Below are 20,417 nucleotides of genomic sequence, written 5' to 3' on the forward strand. Positions count from 1 at the left end.
TACCCGCACCCGCGTACTGCACCGCATCAATGCCGCTCAGTACAGCGACAACTGCACCGGGTGGCGCGCAGCGCTCCCGTTATCGACGGGCTCGAGCTTACTGGCCCGCACCCCCAGCAGGCGCAGGCGCCGATCGAGGGTTACCCGCTTGAGGCACCGCCCGGCGGCCCGATGGATGGCGTCGGCATCGCCAATGGCCTCATCCAGGGTCAGATCCCGGGTCACAATGCGGAAGTCGTCAAAGCGCAACTTGATACCAATCGTGGCCCCGCGTACCCGCTTGCGAGCCAGATCCTGGGCCAGGTGCTCGCATAAATCCCGGAAGATCGTAGATAACAGGGCCTTGTCCCGCTGCACATGCAAATCACGCTCGAAGGTTGTCTCCCGGCTGATTGAGCGGGGCTCTGACTCCACCACCACAGGCCGGTCATCAATCCCGCGAGCCACGTCCATCAGCCACCGCGCCGTACCCAGACCAAAAGCCTCCTGCAACTGATCCGGTGCGGCCGCTGCCAGTTGTGCAATGGTCTCGATACCCATGTCCCGCAGGCGACGGGTAGCCTTGGGGCCAATCCCATTGACCTTGGAAACCGGCAATGGCCAAATACGCCGCTGCAAATCACCGGGGCCAATCAATGTCATGCCGTCAGGCTTGTCCAGATCAGAGGCGATCTTTGAGAGCAGTTTGTTGGGCGAAATGCCAATAGAGCAGACCAGGCCGGTGGCATCACGAACAGCCTGCTTCATCCGCCGTGCCAGCGTCTCTGAGTCCTCCGGCATGCCCGTCAGATCAACGTAGATTTCATCGATGCCGCGATCCTCAATCCGGGGCGCAATCGCAGCCACCGCCGCCTTGAACAGACGCGAATAATGGCGATAGGCGGCGAAGGTTACCGGCAACATCACGGCATCCGGAGCCAACCGGGCGGCTTTCATCATACCCATGGCCGAATGTACGCCAAGCGCCCGCGCCTCATAAGTAGCGGTGGTGATGACTCCGCGCCCCACATAATCCCGCAATCGCGCGTAACGGCCATCTTGGGGCGACTCGCCGCGGCCACCAATCACCACGGGCTGCCCGCGCAATTCCGGATAGCGCAGCAGCTCAACAGATGCAAAGAACGCATCCATATCCAGATGGGCGATTCGGCGAACAGGGGTTTCAGACATGAGGCATCCCGGCTTTCAGGCGGCATCGGGCGCAGATTTAGCTTGGAGAAAACCGTATCCCGCCAAGCGGTTGCGGCACTGCTATACTAGCCCACCTTTAAGATATATTTTTAATGTATCTATAACCCCGCCCTCACCAGGGCTTTCCCCGTTCGCGAGGACTTATGCAAGCTGAAACTCTGAAACGCTCTGCCCAAAAAACCGACACTATGCGCCTGATCGGGCTTCGTGGCCCCGAGTGTGCCGATAAGCTGGACCACGTTTTATCTGCCCTTCCGGGTGTCGCGCAGGTTAGTGTGTCACTGGCTGACGAAAAAATGACGATTACCTACGATACGGCCCAGGTGTCGGTGCAGCGCCTTCAGGTAGCTGTGGCAGATGCCGGCTACGAAGCCATGAAACCTGTGCACGGCCAGGACGGCAACTGTTGCGGCGGCTGCGGCGGCTAAGACCGCCGGCCGCTGACGCGCGGTTGGGCGCCGGCGGCCGCCCCACAACCACTGTTTTAAACAGTGCCGCACAACAGCCACACTGTCGCCGCCAGCGCCACACAGCCGGCACGACGTCACCGGCAATATCACGAGCCGTCCATCAGCTCGGTGCCTGCCCGAGGGGCTGCCCGGTACGAGTAATGCATGAACACCAGCGATACGCACACGGCCCCGTACAGCAACATGAACGCACTGGAATACACCCCGGTGATATCCAGCAGCACGCCAAACAAAATGGGCAGGATAAAGCCGCCCAGCCCCCCCGCCAGGCCCACCACGCCAGACACCGCGCCAATATTCTCGGCGTAGTCGTCGCTGATGAACTTGAACACTGAAGCCTTGCCGATAGCCATGGCCACACCCACCACAAACAGCAGGATGGTAAACAGCGTGGCGTTCAGGCCGATATGCACAGACACCGGGCCACCCAGCGTCTGGATAGTCATTTGAGTTTGCGGATACGACAGAATAAAGAAGCACACCCAGCACACCCACATGACCCACCATGTAACTGTATATGCACCAAAGCGATCCGAGAACCAGCCACCCAGCGCACGCAAAACGCCCCCTGGCAGCGAGAACACCATTGCCAGGAAAGCAGCCAGGGTGAGATCAAAGCCGTACTCGGCCACATAGTATTGAGTGATCCACAGGGCCAGTGCCACATAGCCGCCAAACACCACCGAATAATATTGGCAGTAGCGCCAGACACGAGGGTCTTTTAGTACCTGCAGTTGCTGGCGAAGCGGAACGGCTGCCGACAGCTGATGGGCGGGGTTTGTATGGCTGAACAGCCAGAACAGCAGCGCCGTGCCCAGCAGCAATGCCGCGTAGGCCTTGGGCAACATCGTCCAGCCAAAGGCTCCGATAATCAGGGGGGCCACAAACATGTTCAGCGCCGAACCCGAATTGCCGGCACCAAAGACGCCCATCGCAAAGCCGCGACGTTGCGGCGCAAACCAGCGGGCCACGTAGGGAGTACCCACCGAGAACGTACCGCCGGCCAAGCCGACAAACAGGGCCAGCACCAGAAACTGTCTATATGTTGTGGCGTAAGCCATGAGGTACAGCGGTGGCACACATGCCAGCAGCACCAGGAAAAAAACGATCCGCCCGCCGAAGCGGTCGGTGAACATCCCCAACGGTACCCGCACCAAAGACCCTGTGAGCACAGGCGTGGAAATCAACAGGCCAAACTGGGTTTCATTGAGGGCCAGCTGGGTTCTGAGCGGGACGCCCAGGACAGAGAACATTGTCCAGATGGCAAAACACACGGTGAAGGCAAAGGTACTGGCAAACAGCACCGATAAGGCCTGGCGGCCCGCGGACACAACCGGGGTGGCAGATGACATGAGACTCTCCTGATGCACATTTGCAGCATGCAGGACAAATCATATCCATATCGGCAACACTGTTTTATGACCTGGATCATGAACTTGGCCTGACACCGACGAAATCCGCCGGTGTCAGGTCAAGGCGATACCAAACGTGAGACAGAATTACTGAACAGTCAATGTCACTTTAATGTTATTGCGCGTGGCGTTGGAATACGGGCACACGATGTGAGCTTTTTGCACCAGATCCTCCAGCTTGGCGTGGTCAACGCCTGGTGCCGAGATCTTGAGCTCGACCGCCAGGCCAAACCCCGTGGGGATGGGGCCAATACCCACCGAACCAGCAATTTGCGTGTCAGCGGGCAGCTTGACGTTTTCTTTGCCGGCCACCAATTTAAGAGCGCCCAGGAAGCAGGCTGAATACCCGGCAGCAAACAGTTGCTCTGGATTAGTGCCGGGGCCAGAATCACCGCCAATCTCTTTAGGTACAGACAGTTTGACATCCAGGCGGCCATCTGAAGACTTGGCGGAGCCATCGCGGCCGCCCGTGGCAGTTGCATGTGCGGTATAGAGAACGTTTTCGACTGTCATGGTTGAACTCCTGGTGGTGCGGTTCTAAAGAAAAGCGCCGGCACCACAAGCGACTACTTTTCTGATGACCTTGCATCCAGCACATCCGGCCGGCCCCGGGGCCGGCCGAAGCGCGCGTTATTGCACGGCCGGGTTTTCGGCAGCGTGCAGCAGATGCGCACGCAGGTTTTCGAGGGTGGACTTCAGCATATGAGCTTGATCCGGGCTGCATCCGGTGGCACACAACACCCCGTGCGGGATGGCCTGAGCCTGCCTTTGCAGCGCCCGGCCCGCCGGGGTAAGCGACACCAGCACCTGGCGTTGATCTGCCCGGCTTCGGTTGCGGCCCAGCAGGCCGAGACTTTGCAAGCGCTTGAGCAGCGGGGTGAGCGTGGCCGAATCCAGATACAGGCGATCACCAAGCGCAGACACCGTCAGGCCATCGGTTTCCCAGAGCACCAGCATCACCAGATACTGGGGATATGTGAGGCCCAGCACTGCCAGTTGTTGCCGGTAGATTTTGCCCATGGCCAGCTGCGCCGAATACAGGGCAAAGCACAGCTGGGCATCCAGGCTGAGAGGGCGGGAAACGGCAGATGATGCCGCGGTAAGCTGTTTATCCATGTCTCAATATTACATCGCGCACTATTTAATAGCAAACGATTAATTTCAGGTGCCTTAGAATGGCGATTTCCGCACTGCTCGAACCACCCCATGACTGAAACCCTGGATTGCGTCGTCATTGGCGCCGGCGTGGTTGGCCTGGCCACCGCGCGGGCCTGCGCTCAGGCCGGGCTTGAAACCCTCGTGCTTGAAGCCGAATCCGCCATCGGCAGCATCACCAGCTCGCGCAACAGCGAAGTCATCCACGCCGGGATCTACTACCCAAAGGGGTCGCTAAAAGCACAGCTGTGCGTGCGAGGCCGCGAAATGCTGTACGACTACTGCACGCAGCACAGGGTGGATCACCAGCGATGCGGCAAGCTGATTGTGGCCACCCAACCAGCACAAACTGATCGTCTGCGGACACTGCAGCAGGCGGCTCAGGCCAACGGGGTGCACAATTTGCGTTGGCTCGGGCAAGACGAGGCACAGTCTAGAGAACCAGCATTGCGCTGTGTGGCTGCCCTGGAGTCACCATCAACCGGCATTATCGACAGCCACGGCCTGATGCTTGCCTTGCTGGGCGACCTTGAAACCGCTGGCGGTTTGCTGGCACTGCAATCCCCCGTGCTGGGCGGCCGCATCACGACAGGCAAGGCCCCCATCGTGCTGCACATCGGCGGGGCGGAGCCCATGGATATTGCTGCGCGCCATGTGATCAATTGCGCGGGCCTGCAGGCACAAGCCGTGGCCACCGCCATCGAGGGGGTGCCATCCGGCAGCATTCCCACAGGCCGGTATGCCAAGGGCAACTACTATGCCTTGTCAGAGCGCTCACCCTTTACACATCTGATCTACCCCATCCCCGAGCCCGGCGGCCTGGGCGTGCACCTGACAATCGACTTGGCCGGCCAGGCACGCTTTGGCCCGGACGTGGAGTGGGTGGACACACTGGATTACACCGTCGACCCCGGACGTGCCGAGAACTTCTACGCAGCAATCCGGCGCTACTGGCCAGCCCTGCCCGACAATGCCCTGCACCCCAGCTACTCGGGCATCCGGCCCAAACTGATACCGGCAGATGGTGAAGAGCCCGATTTTGTAATCCAGAGCCCAGACACCCATGGGATAAACGGCCTGGTCAATCTTTACGGGATTGAGTCCCCTGGACTAACTTCTTGCCTGGCCATTGCAGATCACGTAGTACAGCGCATAATCAAGGCTTGATTTACTTCTTAAACACAGGAAACCGATATGATCCGCGAAATGGCGCACATCACCGTCAAACCCGGCGCACAGGCTGATTTTGAAGCCGGCGTACAAAAGGCCCTGCCCTTGTTTCAGCGCGCACGCGGCTTTCATCGCCTCGAGCTGCACCACGTCATCGAGAACCCCGATCAATACGTGCTGCAAATCCACTGGCAAACACTGGAAGACCACATGACGCATTTCCGCGAATCCGAAGATTTCCAAGCCTGGCGCGGCATTGTGGGTGGCTTTTTTGCCAAGCCCCCCGAAGTTGTGCACACCGAGGTGGTGGGCGAGTAAACCTGCACACCCCGGGCATCGGTTTACTTCCCGATGCAAAACCGCGAGAAGATCTCGCCCAGAAGATCATCGCTGGTAAATTGGCCCGTGATTTCGCACAGGCTTTCGTGGGCCAGGCGCAGCTCTTCGGCAAACAGATCCAGTACTTGGTCGCTGTGCGATGCGTGTTCATTGGCCAGTTGCAGGTGTTCGCGGGCCTGCTCCAGTGCCCGAACATGGCGCTCGCGGGCCAGCCAGGGCGACTCTGCCCCGGGTGTCCAGCCGGCAATCTCCAGCAGGCGGGCACGCAGGGCATCCAGCCCCAGGCCGGTTTTGGCCGAGACCTGCAGCAGCTGCACGGCCGGGGCCGCAGACGTGGCCCCGGCGGGTGCAGGCGGTTCAGGCAGGTATGCGCCAGGCTGATCGTCTGGCGCACCATGCACGCCAAGACCTTGCGCGCCCAGCCCCTTTGCCCCGGCAGCCAGCAGATCAGCCTTGTTCAGCACCCGCAGCACAGGCGTGCCGGCCGGCAAACGTTTGACGATTTCCATATCCAGGGGGTCATCGGGATGGCGCGCATCCTGCAGGTGCACAATCACTTGTGCACGGCTGATCTCAGCCCAGCTGCGCTCGATGCCGATACGCTCGACGGTGTCTTCGGTTTCACGCAAACCGGCCGTGTCCACGATATGTAGCGGGATGCCGTCGATATGAACCTGCTGGATCACGCGATCGCGCGTGGTACCCGCAATGGGTGTCACGATGGCCACGTCTTCGCCTGCCAGGGCATTGAGCAAACTGGATTTACCCACATTGGGCTGGCCGGCCAGCACCACGTGCAGGCCTTCTCGCAGCACCAGGCCCTGGCGTGCCGTGTTCAGCACCTCGTCCAGCGCCGTGCGGATCCCATCCAGGCGGGCGGCCGCCTGATAGGTTTCAAGAAAGTCGATTTCTTCTTCGGGAAAATCCAGCGTGGCCTCAACCAGCATGCGCAGCTGCACAATGCGCTCGCTCAGCGTCTGGATTTCGGCAGAGAACGCCCCCGAGAGCGAGGCCATAGCACTGCGGGCAGCCGCCGTCGAGCTGGCCTCGATCAGATCGGCCACGGCTTCCGCCTGGGCAAGATCCAGGCGGTCGTTTAGAAAAGCTCTTTGGGTGAACTCGCCCGGCTGGGCCAGACGCAGCCCAATGTCCGCGCCTCGTGCCAGGCAGTCTTCAAGCACCCGGCGCAGCACCGCAGGGCCGCCATGGCCCTGAAGCTCGAGTACGTCTTCGCCAGTGTACGAATGCGGACCCGGAAAAAACAGCGCAAGGCCTTCATCGAGGGTCTCGCCGTCTTGCGTGCGAAACGGTAAATAGTGCGCATGCCGGGGCTTGAGTGCCTGCCCACATACAACACCTGCCCAGGCCTGCAGGCTGGGCCCCGACACCCGGATCACGCCAATGCCCCCGCGCCCAGGGGCGGTGGCGATGGCAATGATGGGGTCGGTGGATGATGCGCTCATGGCATCAGCTGGACGCCAGCGCTGCCTTTTCTTTATCCAGGCGCTTCATAATGACGCGTTGCTGGATGATGGACACCGTGTTGTTGACGCACCAGTACAGCACCAGACCCGCGGGAAACAGGAACATCATCCCGCCAAACACCAGAGGCATGATCATCATGATCTTGGCCTGGGTAGGATCGGGCGGCGTGGGGTTGAGCTTGATCTGCAGGAACATCGTCAGCATCATGAATGCCGGCAGAATGAACCAGGGATCGCTGATGGAGAGATCGTGGATCCAGAGGATCCATGGCGCACCTCGCATCTCGACGCTGCCCAGCAGCACCCAGTACAGCGCGATGAACACCGGGATCTGCACCACCATGGGCAGACAACCGCCCAGCGGATTGATCTTCTCGGTGCGGTACATCTCCATCATGGCCGCGTTCATCTTGGCCTTGTCGTCACCGAATTTTTCTTTCAGGTGCTTCATGCGCGGCGCAACCAGCTTCATCTTGGCCATCGACCGATAGCTGGCCGCCGACAGCGGGTAGAACACCAGCTTGATGAGCAGCGTCAGCAGAACGATGGTCCAGCCCCAGTTGCCCACCAGACCATGCAGCCAGATCATGAACTTGAACATCGGCTTGGCGATGATGGTGACCCAGCCATAATCCACAACCAGATCCAGGCCCGGCGCCACAGTGCTCATTGCGTGCTGGTCTTGCGGCCCCACCCACAACTGCGCATCGACGGAGGTATGCTGGCCCGGGGCAATGGTGCCGACGGACTCGATGGTGCGGATTGCAAACAGGCCATCGGGCAGTGCCAGCGCCTGGTTGGTGCGCACGGTGCCTTGCTGAGGCACCCAGGCCGTTGCAAAGTAATGCTGCACCATCCCGATCCAGCCGTTATCGGCTTTTTGGGTATAGCTGGCCTTTTGCTTGGTGATGTCCTCGAAGGAGATCTTCTGGAATTTATCCTCGGACGAATACACGGCCGGGCCGGTAAAGGTGCTGTAGAACCCAGTGGTGTTGGCCGGCTCGTGGCCGTCGCGCGTCAGCTGCAAATACAAAGACGGGTTGATCGGCTGATCGCCCAGGTTGTAGATATCGTTGCGCACGTGGATATCGTAGCTATCCGGCGACAACGTGAAGGTTTTGACCACCCGTACTTGTCCGGATGTCGCCTCAAACGAGATCTGCGTCTTGCCATCCTTGACCACCGGCCCCGCGCCCACCAAGGTAAACGGGGTGAGGTGCGTGGGATAGCTGTCTCCTTGGGGCGCCCCCACCAGGCCGGTTTGTGCCACGTAGGTGTCGCCCGGCTGATTATTTAGCAGGAACATGGACTCTGCAGGATCTTGCCCAGGCTTTTTACCCATCAAGCCCTTGAACCACGGCAAGATGCCGGTGGTGGTGTCCTGATTTTTGTATTTCAGCAACTCGGCGCGTACCAGCTGGGCCCCATGCGTATCAAAGGTGAGGTCGTACACATCGGTTTTGACGTGCACAGGCTGACCCTGGGGAATGGTATCGGCTGACGGAACGTTGGCTGGCGCGCTGGTGCTGCCCGCCGCAGCGGTGGGCACACCAGTTTGCCCGGCAGGCGTGCCTGCGGGTGCATCTGTGCCAGACGCCGTCTTGCTGGCCTCGGTTGCCGGAGGCGCCACAGAAAACAGCGAGGGCTGGCCCTGATACATCTGCCAGTTGTTCCACAACAGCAGAAGCGAAAAAGAAAAAATCATCCAGAGGATGGTGCGTCGAATGTCCATTGGCGCCTGTATTCGAGTGAGGTCGGAGCAAAAGCCCACCAGTTTAACGCAGGGTGGCTGACAAGAACTTGATCTTGGGCCGACAAGGCCCACAATCAGCCGTCAGGCTGGCGGTACGGGGTCGTGTCCCCCGGGGCAACCCGGATGACACCGTGCGATGCGGCGCATGCCCAGCCAGATGCCGCGCAGCACGCCATGTGTTTCGATGGCCTCGATGGTGTAGGCCGAGCACGTGGGCGTAAAACGGCACTGCTGCCCCACCCACGGGCTTAAAAAATACCGATAGAAGCGGATCGGTGCAATAAACAAAGACCGTATCAGCATCGGACGATCCGGTCGAGGAGCTGGTCGGCTTCGGCACGCACCTGGCGCTTGAGTTGTGTCAGGCTGGCCGGCTGTGGCCGATTAACCAGACGAAACACCAGATCACCTTCGGGAAGCGTGGCCCGCCGCATGCGGAAGGCCTCGCGGATGACCCGCTTGATGGCGTTTCGGGTTACCGCCAGTGGCGCGTATCGCTTGGGCACCACCAAGCCCAGCCGGGCCGGCGATGCCGCTGTATTACGCGGACTGGAAACAACGAACAAAGCCCCTCGAGCGACACGCCTGCCCTTTAAGGCTGCGGTGTATTCCGAGGGGCGATGCAGCCGGGCCGCCGAGGGAAAGTCGGAAGGCATGGCAACGCTGTCGCACATGCCCGGCAAAGGGCTGTGCGCGACAGGCAATTAGACGGCCAGGCGCTTGCGGCCCTTGGCGCGGCGGGCGCTAAGGACGGCACGGCCCGCACGCGTCTTCATGCGGACACGAAACCCGTGAGTGCGCTTGCGGCGGGTTACAGAAGGCTGAAAAGTGCGTTTCATGGCGAATCCAAAAGAGCTTGGGTGGTAAAAGATACAGAAAAGCCCACTATTTCAACAAATTTTGAGCACTTCGTCAATCACATGCGTAGTTATCCCCTGCTGTATCCAAACGCAGGCACCCGTCCTGTGGATAACTTGCCTCGGGAAAGGGTAGAATCGAGGTTTCGCACGATGATATCTATGAATGAATTCTGGCAGGCCTGTCTCCAGCAACTGGAGCAGGAACTTCCCCCTCAGCAAATCAGCGCCTGGATCAAACCCCTGGTTCCTCTCGACTACGACGAAGAGCTGGCGATCCTGAGAGTCGCTGCGCCCAATCGCTTCAAGCTGGATTGGGTGCGCAAAAACTTTTCTACCCGCCTCGAATCCCTGGCCAGCGACTGGTTCTCCCAATCGGTGCAGGTTCAGTTCGAGCTGGGGGCTGCCCCTGCCCGGCCCACAGCAAGCAATCCCCGCTCGCCGGCGCCATCCAGCGGCACGCCTCCGGTGGGCGTCAGCAACCAAAGCGCCCACACGGCCACCCCGGCTGCGCCGCCTTCCGTCGTGCATGCCGCTACTGACGAAGCCATGCAAGACCGTTCGCGGCTTAATCTCGATCTCACGTTCGATAACTTCGTGATCGGTAAAGCCAACCAGCTGGCGCGTGCTGCCGCCATGCAGGTGGCAGAAAACCCGGGCGTGTCCTACAACCCGCTGTTTCTGTACGGTGGCGTGGGCCTGGGCAAAACCCACCTGATCCACGCCATCGGCAATGCTCTGTTGGCCAGTGGCACCAGCCCGCGCATCCGCTATGTGCATGCCGACCAATACGTCTCTGATGTGGTCAAGGCCTATCAGCGCCGGGCGTTTGATGATTTCAAGCGCTATTACCACTCGCTGGATCTTCTGCTGATCGACGATATTCAGTTTTTTGCCGGCAAAAACCGCACGCAAGAAGAGTTCTTCTATGCGTTTGAGGCCATGGTGGCGCAGCGCAAGCAAATCATCATTACCTCGGATACCTACCCCAAAGAGCTCGCCAACATCGACAGCCGGCTGATCTCCCGGTTTGATTCCGGTCTTACAGTGGCCATCGAGCCACCCGAGCTCGAAATGCGGGTAGCCATTTTGCTGCGTAAAGCGCAAACCGAGGGCATCACCATGCCCGAAGAAGTGGCGTTCTTTATCGCCAAGCACCTGCGCAGCAACGTGCGCGAGCTTGAAGGCGCCTTGCGCAAGGTATCCGCCTACGCCCGCTTTCACGGCCGCGAGGTACTGACCGTCGAAGTCTGCAAAGAAGCACTCAAGGATTTGCTGTCGGTCTCCAATAGCCAGATCACCGTCGAGAACATCCAGAAGACCGTGGCAGATTTCTATAAAATCAAGGTCGCCGATATGTACTCGAAACGGCGGCCGGCCAATATTGCAGTGCCCCGTCAGATCGCCATGTATCTGGCCAAAGAGCTCACACAAAAAAGCCTGCCCGAAATCGGCGACCTTTTTGGTGGGCGCGACCACACCACTGTATTACACGCCGTGCGCAAAATCACCGATTTGCGCGCCAAGCAAACTGAACTTAATCACGCACTTCACGTACTCGAACAAACGCTCAAAGGATAAGACACATGCTACTGATCCAAGCCACCCGCGATGCTGTGCTCAAGCCCCTGACAACCGTGGTCGGCATCGTCGAACGCCGCAACACCTTGCCCATTTTGGCCAACGTGCTGATCCGCAAAAATGGCTCGCAAGTGTCTTTCCTGGCCAATGATCTCGAAGTACAGATCACCACCCAGGCCGACTTCGGCGTGGGCGACGAAACGCAGTCCACTACTGTCGCGGCACGCAAGTTTCTGGATATTCTTCGCGCCCTGCCCGAATCCGGTGATGTTCGCCTGTCGCTGGACGAAAACAAACTGACCGTGCAGGCAGGCCGCAGCCGTTTTGCCTTGCAAACGCTCAGCGCCACCGACTACCCCACGGTATCGCAAGTCCAGCAATGGGATGCGTCGTTCTCGATGCCGCAAAAAGCGCTCAAGCAACTGTTCAATCAGGTGCACTTCTCGATGGCGCAGCAAGACATCCGCTATTACCTCAATGGCCTGCTGCTGGTGCTCGAGCCCGGCCACGTGCGCGCCGTCTCCACCGATGGCCACCGCCTGGCCCATAGCGGTGCCACTGTAGACGGCCTGACCGCGCAGATGGACGCCATCATCCCGCGTAAAACCGTGCACGAGATGCAACGTCTGCTGGCCGATGACGACACCCCGGTGCAGGTCGATCTCGCCACCGGCCAGATCCGCTTCACCTTTGGCCAGATCGAACTCATCTCCAAACTGGTCGAGGGCAAGTTCCCAGACTACAAACGGGTGATCCCCACGGGCTACACCCGCCACGTCCAGATCCCCCGCGACGCCTTGCAAGCCAGCCTCCAGCGTGCCGCTATCCTTACCACCGACAAGCTCAAGGGCGTCAGGATCCAGCTGGGAGACAACCTGCTGCGCATCTCCTCATCCAACGCCGAGCAAGAAGAAGCCCGCGAAGAACTCGAGGTGGACTACGCACAAGAGTCACTGGACGTGGCCTTCAATGTCACCTATCTGCTTGACGTCCTGGCCAACGTCAAAACCGGTGATATCTGCTGGTCGGTGCAACCCGACGTCAATGCGTCCGTCCTGATCACCGTGCCCGACGACGAAGAATTCAAGTACGTCGTCATGCCGATGCGCATCTGATCGCCGCCGCGCCCGCCCGATACTTACACAGGATTTTCATGTCAGAAGCCACTACCCCCAACACGCCGGCCACTGGTTACAGTGCCGATTCGATCAAGATGCTCAAGGGCCTCGAGGCCGTGCGCAAGCGCCCCGGCATGTACATCGGCGACACCTCCGATGGCACCGGCCTGCACCATATGGTCTTCGAGGTTGTGGATAACGCCATTGACGAAGCCCTGGCAGGGTATTGCGACGACATCGTTGTCTGCATCCATGCCGACAACAGCATCTCGGTTACCGATAATGGCCGGGGCATCCCCACCGCCATCCACAAGCACGACGAACAACACCGCAGCGCGGCAGAAATCGTCATGACCGAGCTGCACGCCGGCGGCAAGTTCGACCAAAACTCGTACAAGGTGTCTGGCGGCCTGCACGGCGTGGGGGTATCTTGCGTCAACGCGCTGTCCGAGTGGCTGCGCCTGACCATCTGGCGCAACGGCCAGGAACACGAGATGGAGTTCCGCCGCGGCGACCGCGTGGCCCCGCTGGCCATCACCGGCCCCACAGAGCGCACCGGTACCCGTGTGCAGTATCTGGCCGACTCCGAAATCTTCAACAACATCGAATACACCTACGATATCCTGGCGCGCCGCCTGCGCGAGCTGTCCTTTCTTAACAACGGTGTAAAAATCCGCCTGGTGGACGAGCGCACAGGCCAGGACGAGAACCTGGCATTTCTGGGTGGCGTCAAAGGCTTCGTGCAATACATTAACCGCACCAAAACGCCCCTGCACGACAACATCTTTGCCGTCTCCACCGAGTCTGACGCAGGCGGCACGCGTTGTGGCGTAGAAGTTGCCATGCAATGGAACGACAGCTACGCCGAAACCGTGCTGTGCTTTACCAACAACATCCCGCAGCGCGACGGTGGCACCCATTTAACCGGCCTGCGCGCCGCCATGACGCGCGTGCTTAACAAGTACATCGCCGACAACGAGCTGGCCAAAAAAGCCAAGGTGGATACTACCGGCGACGACATGCGCGAAGGCCTGGCCTGCGTGCTGTCAGTTAAAGTGCCCGAGCCCAAGTTCAGCAGCCAGACCAAAGACAAGCTGGTCTCCAGCGAAGTGCGCCCCGCCGTCGAAGACGCCGTCAGCCGCACCCTGGAAACCTGGCTGCTTGAAAACCCCAACGACGCACGCGCCCTGTGCAGCAAGATCGTTGAAGCCGCCCGCGCCCGGGAGGCCGCCCGCAAGGCCCGCGAAATGACCCGCCGCAAGAGCGTGTTGGAGGGTGCCGGCCTGCCCGGCAAGCTGGCCGACTGCCAAGAGAAAGACCCCGCCCTGTGCGAGCTCTACATCGTCGAGGGCGACTCGGCCGGTGGCTCTGCCAAGCAAGGCCGCGACCGCAAGTTTCAGGCTATTTTGCCTTTGCGCGGCAAGGTACTTAACGTAGAAAAAGCACGCTTCGACCGCCTGCTGTCCAGCGAACAGATCACCACCCTGATCACCGCCCTGGGCACCAGCATCGGGCCTGATTTCAACGTCGACAAGCTGCGCTATCACCGCATCATCATCATGACCGACGCCGACGTCGACGGCGCCCACATTCGCACCCTGCTGCTTACCCTGTTCTATCGCCAGATGCCCGCCCTGATCGAGCGCGGCTACGTGTATATTGCGCAGCCGCCACTGTACAAGGTCAAGGTAGGCCGCGAAGAGCGTTATCTCAAGGACGACGCGGAAGAAGCCCAGTTTATGCTGCAGCTGGCGCTTAAAGACACCGAACTCGTGCCCGGCGCCAATGCCCAGCCCATCCAGGGCGACGCGCTGATGGATTTGGCCCGCCAGTATGTGCTGGCCGATAACGTCATCGCACGGCTATCCCGCATCCTGGATACCGAAGCCTTGTCCGCCATGGCCGAGGGTGTTGCCATCAGCCTGATGGACGAAACCGCCGCACGCAACAGCGCTGCCGCCCTGGAAAAAGCCCTGAAAGACCCCGAGGACCCCACCGCCGTGCACGTAGAAGCACAGTACGACGATATCGAAGAAGCCTGGCGCCTGGCCGTCATCCGCCCACACTTTGGTAACCTGCGCGTCAGCACCTTCGACCGCAACTTCGTGCGTAGTGGCGACTACGCCGTCCTATCGCGCACGGCAAAAACCTTTATGGGCCTGCTCAGCGAAGGCGCCGTGGTGCGTCGCGGCACTGGCGACAAGGCCAAAGAAAAGTCCGTCTCCGACTTCCGCGAAGTAATGCGCTGGCTGCGCAGCGAGGCCGAACGCGGCATCAGCAAACAGCGCTATAAGGGCCTGGGCGAAATGAACCCCAGCCAACTGTGGGAAACCACCATGGATCCCACCGTACGCCGCTTGCTGCGCGTGCAGATCGAAGACGCAATTGCCGCCGATGAGATTTTTGTGACGCTGATGGGGGATAACGTAGAGCCCAGGCGTGCGTTTATCGAGGCTCATGCCTTGCAGGCGGGGAATATCGACGTGTGAGCTTTGTTGGTTTTCGGAAAAGATGGCCAAGTTTTGTGGGAAAAGTTGGCCATTCATAGGAGCAGAGAGAATGACCGCCTAATTTGGCGGTCATTTTTTTGCCTGGAAAGGCCTTATCCATTGCGTGGTGAGTCCCTGCAACCCTCAGTCGGGCGTGTAACATTAGTTCACAATAGGAGGGTGAAATGCACAAGATCGGCTTTATTGACATCGTAGGCCTCCGGGCGTGCCAGCATGTAAGCCTGCCAATAGAGTCCTTCACCCCACTTGTCGGGCAGAACAATGCTGGAAAATCGACGATTCTGTTTGCTCTCGCCTGGGTACTGAAACCAAGCGCTCTAGCGGAATCTGACTTTTCAAAAATCGGCGAGCCGGTGGTTGTCACCGCACGAATCGATGGCATTACCAACGAGATCCTGGAACTAATTCCGGAGCCAAAGCACCGGGCGGCTATCGCGCCCTACTGCACGTCCGGTTCCATATGGATTCGCGTTGTCGCCAACGAGCCCGGAACCAAAAAGGTCGCATGTGAAGTCTTCGATTTTGAAACCTATCATGGCAACGATCTCCCCCTAGCATGGAGGCCCTATCCAACGGGGTTACCGCAGGCGGTTTCGGCTTTACTACCGGACGCACTATGCATTGATGCAATGGAGGACCTCGGAGAAGACCTCGGTAAGGCGAAGGCGGGCAGCACGATGAAATCGCTGTTAGACCTGATCATGGGCCCTATCGTTGAGGCACACGCCGAGCTGACAGCAGCCATGCAGACTGTTCGGAGCATCCTCAGTGTAGAAGGTGAGTCGCGATCTGAACTTCTGAAGACTTTCGATAAAGGCGCGACAGAGGCTCTCGGAAGTTTTTTTCCGGGGCTCACGATTGAGTTGGGCCTGCAAACAGTCGAGATCAAGGAGTTTTTCAAAGCTGGTAGCTTGAACATCACCGACATGAGCACGGGCGACCGGAGGACATTCGACCAGCTGGGCACCGGTGCTCAACGGGCAATTCAAATGGCATTGATACGACATCTCGCTGACCGACACACTGCGGAGAAGTCCGGTGCCGCCCGCCGCCTTCTACTTATTGACGAACCTGAGCTATATCTTCATCCGCAGGGAGTCAGGCGACTTCGGCAAGCACTTGCAGCTTTATCACAGAGGGGCTTTCAAGTCGTCTACGCAACGCACTCGCCGCTCATGTTGAGCAGAGAGAATGCTGCTGATGCAGTGATCGTGAATAAAGACAAGACGAATGGGACGTTAGCTCGTATCCCTCTGCGGCACGCCGTCGCTGCTGCGCTGAAGGAAGCAGAGGCCCCCTCACGAACCTTGTTCGAATTGGGAAACCTGGCCGAAATCTACTTCTCGGATCTTGTAGTGCTGTGTGAAGGGAAGACAGAGATACGTCTGCTCCCACTGCTCTACGAACGGCTGCGTGGCCGGCAACCTGAACTTGACCAGATTGCCTTCGTTGCCATGAGGGCGTGTTCAGGCATCCCCAAAGCATTACGGGTACTAGCCGCCATGGGCATTCAGGCTTGCGGCATTGCGGACCTCGATTTCGCCTTCACAGAAGCACGCAAAGGCTTGACGCCTATGCTCCCAAAAGACGATGCTACTCTCGAGCGCAGCAAAGCCGCACTGCAACGCCTGCAAACTCAGCATGGATTTCCGCTGGGTGGCAATGGTCTCCCAACGAAAGACAAAACCGGATGGCAGGCAGCAGATACTTGGGCAATTTTTGCTGCGGACCCAGAAGGCGCTGAGATCGCAACCAACTTGCACGATACGTTGCGCGCGCACAGCCTGTGGCTCTGGAAGGTCGGCTGTATCGAGAACGTTTCTGGTCATCCAGAGAAAGGCGAAGAAGCGATCTTGGCTCAGGAGCTTGCCATCGGCTCTATGGACGCACGGGCCATCAAGGCTGATATGCCCGAAATCGGATGCTGTTTTGATTGGCTTGATGGACTGCGTAGAAGCCCCACTTCGGGTGCCGCGTAGCCTAATCTCCAGTGTTGACCTACAGGGGTGGCCCCCAATCTCACCGCCGCTTGATCCACCGTGAGGTAGGGGTGGCGCTACACCGACGGAGCCGGCCACCCCTCATCTTGGTGGTGGGCGCGCTTGGCCTACCCGCGGGACGCATCGCAACCCAGCAGGCGGCGGCAGCCAGCAGTGCAAGGAAAACATTCAAAATTAGGAATCCCGTAGCACTGCTCCTCTAGATTGACCACCTGCTACCAGCATACATGGACGGGCCACCCGCACACCACCTGAGTATCACCTAGGCGGCAAAAACCCTGGGCGTGAAGTCCGAGCGCTTGCGGGTCATGCTCTCAAACATACCTGGTGCCAGCGGCCTGAAGGCCAACACCTTCAACACTGTGACACAGGAGGAATGTGCCTCATTGAGGCAATACCTGGGGACGGCGCTCAATCAACTGGAGGTGCTCAAGCGCACAGAGCTCAACGAGTCCGTCCTCAAACAGCTTACCCCTGTGGGCCTGCTGCCCAAGCGAACGCGACCGGACTGGGATTTGAATGCCCATAAGCCATACGATCTGGCGGACGTGCAGGCGGTGGAGCCCTTCCTGTTTGGTCTGATCAAACCAGATGCAGACGCCACACAGACGATTGCGCTAAACGACATCAACCGGCGCATCGGAACAAGCAGGATGGCCATCGACGAGGTCTTCGAGCACATTGCCCAGGGGACACTGCGCCCCATCAATGCCGGCGAAATAAGTCACCTTGGTCAGCTTCTGTTCGACAAGGACGCGCTCACCCAGATCATCGGCAACTCCCAAGCCGTGACACTCATGACCGCCGAACATCTTGCGCGCATCAGGGGCTGGAAATCTGAGAGCATCCGCCACTGGGTCAAGGCGGGCATGCTGGCTGCGGCCCCAACAGAAACACGTGGCCGGGTGGTCTACTGGATCGGCATGAGTGCAGTTCACGATTTCATGGGGCGCTACAAGGTTGTCAGCGAACTCGCCCGCCAGTTGGAGACGTCCCCAAAATCACTGACCGAAAAGCTGCACAAGATGGGCATCCCGATTCTTGGGGCACAAGCTGTGGCCCCCGGTGTGACGCGAGGCAGCCTGGTTGAACTGAAGCAGATCCTAGTGCGTGGGCTGTATCAGCCGCAGATCAACCTTCTGGATGATGATCCGCCTGTGCATCAATTCGAGGAGTCGGCCGTGGCATAAACAAGTAAGATACATGTAACAGCTACGCGAGCGTCTGCGAAATAGCTCACTCTTGAAATCAAACAACACTCCCCATAGAATGGGTTAAAGAACCGTTAAAGGGTTTGGGATGGGACTTCCTAGAACTTTCGTGGGCTTCAGTAGTACTGAATCGCCCCGGGTTTTCTAGACAGTCCCGTTCTTTAAATAATACTGTTCCTCAAACGCGACAGGCGATTGGTTTTGTGCATGACTATGCCGACGTTTTGGGTTGTAGAACACCTCAATATAGTCGAACACATCAGCACGCGCCAACTCACGCGTGACATAAACTTTCCTACGGATACGCTCCCTTTTGAGCAATTGGAAGAAGCTTTCTGCAACGGCATTGTCGTAGCAGTTGCCACGCCGACTCACACTGGGCTTCAGTTTATGAGCTTTTAAAAAATCCCGCCAATCATGACTCCCAAACTGACTGCCCTGGTCGCTATGTACGATGACCTCCCCTGAGGGGCGGCGGCGCCAGACAGCTGACAACAACGCGTTCAGGACCAGCTCTTTGCTCATGGTGCTGTTCATTGACCAGCCGACTACCTGGCGGGAAAAGAGATCCAAAACCACAGCTAAGTACAACCATCCTTCATGGGTGCGGATATACGTGATATCGGTTACCCACGCCAGATTAGGCGCATCGACATCAAATTGCTGTTGCAGGTGATTTGGTGCCACAACACTGGGGTAACCATATTTTTTACCCGGGCGACGTTTGTAGCCTGTCTGTGAACGCAGATGGTTCTGGCGCATTAGCCGGGCAACTCGATGCTTGCCGCAGATTTCCCCCAAGTCGCGCAGATCATGCGTCACCTTGCGGTAGCCATAAAGACGATCGCTATCGTCCCAGCTCTCATGTATTAATCCCACCAAACGCCGATCTTCAATTGTTCTTTGACTATCTGGGCAGTGACGCCAGGCGTAGTAACCACTTGGGTGGATCTCAAGGGCTGTGCACAAGCGACGCACTGGGTAATCGGTGGCATTATCCCGGATAAAGGCGTACTTCACAGGGACTGTTTCGCGAAGTACGCCGCGGCTTTTTTTAATATATCTCGCTCTTCAGTTACCCGGCGTAGTTCAGCCTTTAATTGACGAATTTCTACAGATTGCTCGTCCGTTTGCTGGCGCTCAGCATCCGTACCAGCATAACGTTTACGCCACTGATAAAGACTATGGGTGCTAACACCCAATCGACTAGCTACATCAGCCACTTTATGGCCGCGCTCGGTGATCTGGCGAACTGCTGCAATCTTAAATTCTTCGGTAAATCGTTTTTGCATCGTACTTGTACTCATGACACCTCCTGACTAACCTCATTATGAGGCATGTGGGTGTCTAGTAATTCCGGGGCGATTCATAGAAAACCCGGGGCGATTCATTATGCCATTGTTTCATCCGTAATAAGCATCAGCATGTCAGTGGCTCCAACATCAATTCCCGCTTGAGATAGGAGGGTAGTTGCCTGACCACGGTGGTGGGTTTGATGATTGAAAAAGTGCACGAGTAGGCTGTAGAAGTTGCGTTTTGCGGGCACGTTTTTCATGTTCGAATAGCTGAGAACAAAATCCAGATCTTGGTCAGCGACCGAATTTGCCCATTTTCTGATCGTCTGGTCAAGCAATGCTCGGCGTTCTGAAAGGCCTCGAATGTCAGCAAAGACTAGCTGATTTAAACTTGTTGGTATCGGAAGACTCCGCACCACCTCTAGAGATGAATAGTTGGCCGGATGGGTTGCAAATCGGTTCAACCAAATCGTATCGCCAACTATCAAGTGGTTAAGTGTCCCAAGAATCGAGCCAAAGAAGGCTTTTCTATCTGCTAACAGCTCTTGATCAGGCAATCGTCTAGCCGCCTCATAAAGCTTGGCATTCATCCACTCGTTGTACTCGGCCATAAGGCAAATGTGTTCGGTTCGAGTCATTATTACTCCATCAAACGGGATAACTTTGTTATCGGGAAGGCGAAAAGCGGCAGAGTGCTTTATTCGCATGCATTTTGCATGCTGTCAGTGGCGGCTTATCAGCGATTTCTTGAAAGACCGCGATTGGCCGAGAAGGGCAGATCGTTAATGCCTAAAATCGACCCGTAGAAGCCATTGATGACTGAAAAAAGCTGTCGTTAGCGTAGTCACAACGGACGCCGCATGGCCATCCG

Annotated in this window: 19 protein-coding genes; 8 read left to right on the forward strand and 11 right to left on the reverse strand. The window is 58.3% G+C overall.

All coding sequences use genetic code 11. From position 1 onward, the window contains the following. Positions 1–36 precede the first annotated feature (36 nt). Entirely contained in the window at positions 37–1,170 is a 1,134-nt protein-coding gene (dinB, locus tag ABS758_RS05220; RefSeq protein WP_350381232.1) for a DNA polymerase IV, read from the reverse strand. Positions 1,171–1,334: 164 nt separating this feature from the next. Between dinB and ABS758_RS05225 the strand changes: the two genes are divergently transcribed. Continuing rightward, complete coding sequence (locus tag ABS758_RS05225) at positions 1,335–1,619, forward strand: heavy-metal-associated domain-containing protein (RefSeq protein WP_350381233.1); 285 nt, start codon at positions 1,335–1,337, stop codon at positions 1,617–1,619. Positions 1,620–1,747: 128 nt separating this feature from the next. Here the strand turns inward: ABS758_RS05225 and ABS758_RS05230 are convergent, their stop codons facing one another. From ABS758_RS05230 to ABS758_RS05240, 3 genes are all read right to left on the reverse strand, one after another. Continuing rightward, positions 1,748–3,013 carry an MFS transporter gene (locus ABS758_RS05230; protein ID WP_350381235.1) on the reverse strand — a complete coding sequence of 422 codons (1,266 nt, stop codon included), beginning with the start codon at positions 3,011–3,013 and terminating at the stop codon, positions 1,748–1,750. A gap of 147 nt (positions 3,014–3,160) precedes the next feature. Then, complete coding sequence (locus tag ABS758_RS05235; protein WP_350381237.1) at positions 3,161–3,586, reverse strand: organic hydroperoxide resistance protein; 426 nt, start codon at positions 3,584–3,586, stop codon at positions 3,161–3,163. Between the two features lie 117 nt (positions 3,587–3,703). Next, complete coding sequence (locus ABS758_RS05240) at positions 3,704–4,189, reverse strand: MarR family winged helix-turn-helix transcriptional regulator (RefSeq protein WP_350381238.1); 486 nt, start codon at positions 4,187–4,189, stop codon at positions 3,704–3,706. Positions 4,190–4,279: 90 nt separating this feature from the next. Between ABS758_RS05240 and ABS758_RS05245 the strand changes: the two genes are divergently transcribed. Together ABS758_RS05245 and ABS758_RS05250 are read left to right on the forward strand one after the other, a co-directional pair. Then, positions 4,280–5,395: an NAD(P)/FAD-dependent oxidoreductase gene (locus tag ABS758_RS05245; RefSeq protein ID WP_350381239.1), complete on the forward strand. Its 1,116-nt coding sequence runs from the start codon at positions 4,280–4,282 to the stop codon at positions 5,393–5,395. Positions 5,396–5,422: 27 nt separating this feature from the next. After that, on the forward strand, positions 5,423–5,716 hold the full coding sequence (locus ABS758_RS05250; RefSeq protein ID WP_350381240.1) for an antibiotic biosynthesis monooxygenase family protein: 294 nt from the start codon (positions 5,423–5,425) through the stop codon (positions 5,714–5,716). A 23-nt stretch (positions 5,717–5,739) separates the two neighbouring features. Here the strand turns inward: ABS758_RS05250 and mnmE are convergent, their stop codons facing one another. The 5 genes from mnmE to rpmH form a co-directional block, all read right to left on the reverse strand. Further along, positions 5,740–7,200 (reverse strand): tRNA uridine-5-carboxymethylaminomethyl(34) synthesis GTPase MnmE, encoded by a 1,461-nt coding sequence (gene mnmE, locus ABS758_RS05255; RefSeq protein ID WP_350381242.1) that lies wholly within the window; start codon positions 7,198–7,200, stop codon positions 5,740–5,742. 4 nt (positions 7,201–7,204) lie between these two features. Then, positions 7,205–8,953, reverse strand: a complete 1,749-nt coding sequence (gene yidC / locus ABS758_RS05260) for a membrane protein insertase YidC (RefSeq protein ID WP_350381243.1) — start codon at positions 8,951–8,953, stop codon at positions 7,205–7,207. Positions 8,954–9,055: 102 nt separating this feature from the next. Next, positions 9,056–9,274, reverse strand: coding sequence for a membrane protein insertion efficiency factor YidD (gene yidD, locus ABS758_RS05265; protein WP_350381333.1), 219 nt, complete (start codon positions 9,272–9,274; stop codon positions 9,056–9,058). Beyond that, positions 9,271–9,630 (reverse strand): ribonuclease P protein component, encoded by a 360-nt coding sequence (locus tag ABS758_RS05270; RefSeq protein ID WP_350381244.1) that lies wholly within the window; start codon positions 9,628–9,630, stop codon positions 9,271–9,273. The genes yidD and ABS758_RS05270 overlap by 4 nt, the downstream gene beginning before the upstream one ends. A 48-nt stretch (positions 9,631–9,678) precedes the next feature. Further along, positions 9,679–9,813: a 50S ribosomal protein L34 gene (rpmH, locus tag ABS758_RS05275; protein ID WP_043679136.1), complete on the reverse strand. Its 135-nt coding sequence runs from the start codon at positions 9,811–9,813 to the stop codon at positions 9,679–9,681. Between the two features lie 180 nt (positions 9,814–9,993). Here rpmH and dnaA point away from each other — a divergent pair, with 180 nt between their 5' ends. From dnaA to ABS758_RS05300, 5 genes are all read left to right on the forward strand, one after another. After that, a complete protein-coding gene (gene dnaA, locus ABS758_RS05280) occupies positions 9,994–11,412 on the forward strand; it encodes a chromosomal replication initiator protein DnaA (RefSeq protein WP_350381246.1) in 1,419 nt (472 codons plus the stop codon). A gap of 5 nt (positions 11,413–11,417) precedes the next feature. Then, a complete protein-coding gene (gene dnaN, locus ABS758_RS05285; protein WP_350381248.1) occupies positions 11,418–12,527 on the forward strand; it encodes a DNA polymerase III subunit beta in 1,110 nt (369 codons plus the stop codon). Positions 12,528–12,565: 38 nt separating this feature from the next. After that, on the forward strand, positions 12,566–15,019 hold the full coding sequence (gene gyrB, locus ABS758_RS05290; protein WP_350381250.1) for a DNA topoisomerase (ATP-hydrolyzing) subunit B: 2,454 nt from the start codon (positions 12,566–12,568) through the stop codon (positions 15,017–15,019). A gap of 185 nt (positions 15,020–15,204) precedes the next feature. Continuing rightward, entirely contained in the window at positions 15,205–17,019 is a 1,815-nt protein-coding gene (locus ABS758_RS05295) for an ATP-dependent nuclease (RefSeq protein ID WP_350381252.1), read from the forward strand. A 329-nt stretch (positions 17,020–17,348) separates the two neighbouring features. Beyond that, complete coding sequence (locus tag ABS758_RS05300; protein WP_350381253.1) at positions 17,349–18,230, forward strand: hypothetical protein; 882 nt, start codon at positions 17,349–17,351, stop codon at positions 18,228–18,230. Between the two features lie 165 nt (positions 18,231–18,395). Here ABS758_RS05300 and ABS758_RS05305 read toward each other — a convergent pair. Beyond that, positions 18,396–19,543, reverse strand: a protein-coding gene (locus ABS758_RS05305; RefSeq protein WP_492304494.1) for an IS3 family transposase whose coding sequence is annotated in 2 segments (ribosomal slippage) — positions 18,396–19,309 and positions 19,309–19,543 — 1,149 coding nt in all. Because the reading frame shifts where the segments join, the coding sequence is not laid out codon by codon here. Positions 19,544–19,641: 98 nt separating this feature from the next. Then, complete coding sequence (locus ABS758_RS05310) at positions 19,642–20,184, reverse strand: DinB family protein (RefSeq protein ID WP_350381255.1); 543 nt, start codon at positions 20,182–20,184, stop codon at positions 19,642–19,644. Positions 20,185–20,417 lie beyond the last annotated feature (233 nt).

Origin of the sequence: Castellaniella sp. FW104-7C03 (assembly GCF_040276085.1) — a bacterium.
Lineage (GTDB): Bacteria > Pseudomonadota > Gammaproteobacteria > Burkholderiales > Burkholderiaceae_B > Castellaniella.

Coding starts and splice junctions, on each gene's coding strand:
- ABS758_RS05300 (WP_350381253.1), top strand. CDS start 17,349: ATGCTCTCAAACATACCTGGTGCCAGCGGCCTGAAGGCCAACACCTTC.
- ABS758_RS05225 (WP_350381233.1), top strand. CDS start 1,335: ATGCAAGCTGAAACTCTGAAACGCTCTGCCCAAAAAACCGACACTATG.
- yidC (WP_350381243.1), bottom strand. CDS start 8,953: ATGGACATTCGACGCACCATCCTCTGGATGATTTTTTCTTTTTCGCTT.
- ABS758_RS05270 (WP_350381244.1), bottom strand. CDS start 9,630: ATGCCTTCCGACTTTCCCTCGGCGGCCCGGCTGCATCGCCCCTCGGAA.
- dnaA (WP_350381246.1), top strand. CDS start 9,994: ATGAATGAATTCTGGCAGGCCTGTCTCCAGCAACTGGAGCAGGAACTT.
- dinB (WP_350381232.1), bottom strand. CDS start 1,170: ATGTCTGAAACCCCTGTTCGCCGAATCGCCCATCTGGATATGGATGCG.
- dnaN (WP_350381248.1), top strand. CDS start 11,418: ATGCTACTGATCCAAGCCACCCGCGATGCTGTGCTCAAGCCCCTGACA.
- mnmE (WP_350381242.1), bottom strand. CDS start 7,200: ATGAGCGCATCATCCACCGACCCCATCATTGCCATCGCCACCGCCCCT.
- ABS758_RS05235 (WP_350381237.1), bottom strand. CDS start 3,586: ATGACAGTCGAAAACGTTCTCTATACCGCACATGCAACTGCCACGGGC.
- gyrB (WP_350381250.1), top strand. CDS start 12,566: ATGTCAGAAGCCACTACCCCCAACACGCCGGCCACTGGTTACAGTGCC.
- ABS758_RS05310 (WP_350381255.1), bottom strand. CDS start 20,184: ATGACTCGAACCGAACACATTTGCCTTATGGCCGAGTACAACGAGTGG.
- ABS758_RS05245 (WP_350381239.1), top strand. CDS start 4,280: ATGACTGAAACCCTGGATTGCGTCGTCATTGGCGCCGGCGTGGTTGGC.
- ABS758_RS05250 (WP_350381240.1), top strand. CDS start 5,423: ATGATCCGCGAAATGGCGCACATCACCGTCAAACCCGGCGCACAGGCT.
- rpmH (WP_043679136.1), bottom strand. CDS start 9,813: ATGAAACGCACTTTTCAGCCTTCTGTAACCCGCCGCAAGCGCACTCAC.
- ABS758_RS05230 (WP_350381235.1), bottom strand. CDS start 3,013: ATGTCATCTGCCACCCCGGTTGTGTCCGCGGGCCGCCAGGCCTTATCG.
- ABS758_RS05295 (WP_350381252.1), top strand. CDS start 15,205: ATGCACAAGATCGGCTTTATTGACATCGTAGGCCTCCGGGCGTGCCAG.
- ABS758_RS05240 (WP_350381238.1), bottom strand. CDS start 4,189: ATGGATAAACAGCTTACCGCGGCATCATCTGCCGTTTCCCGCCCTCTC.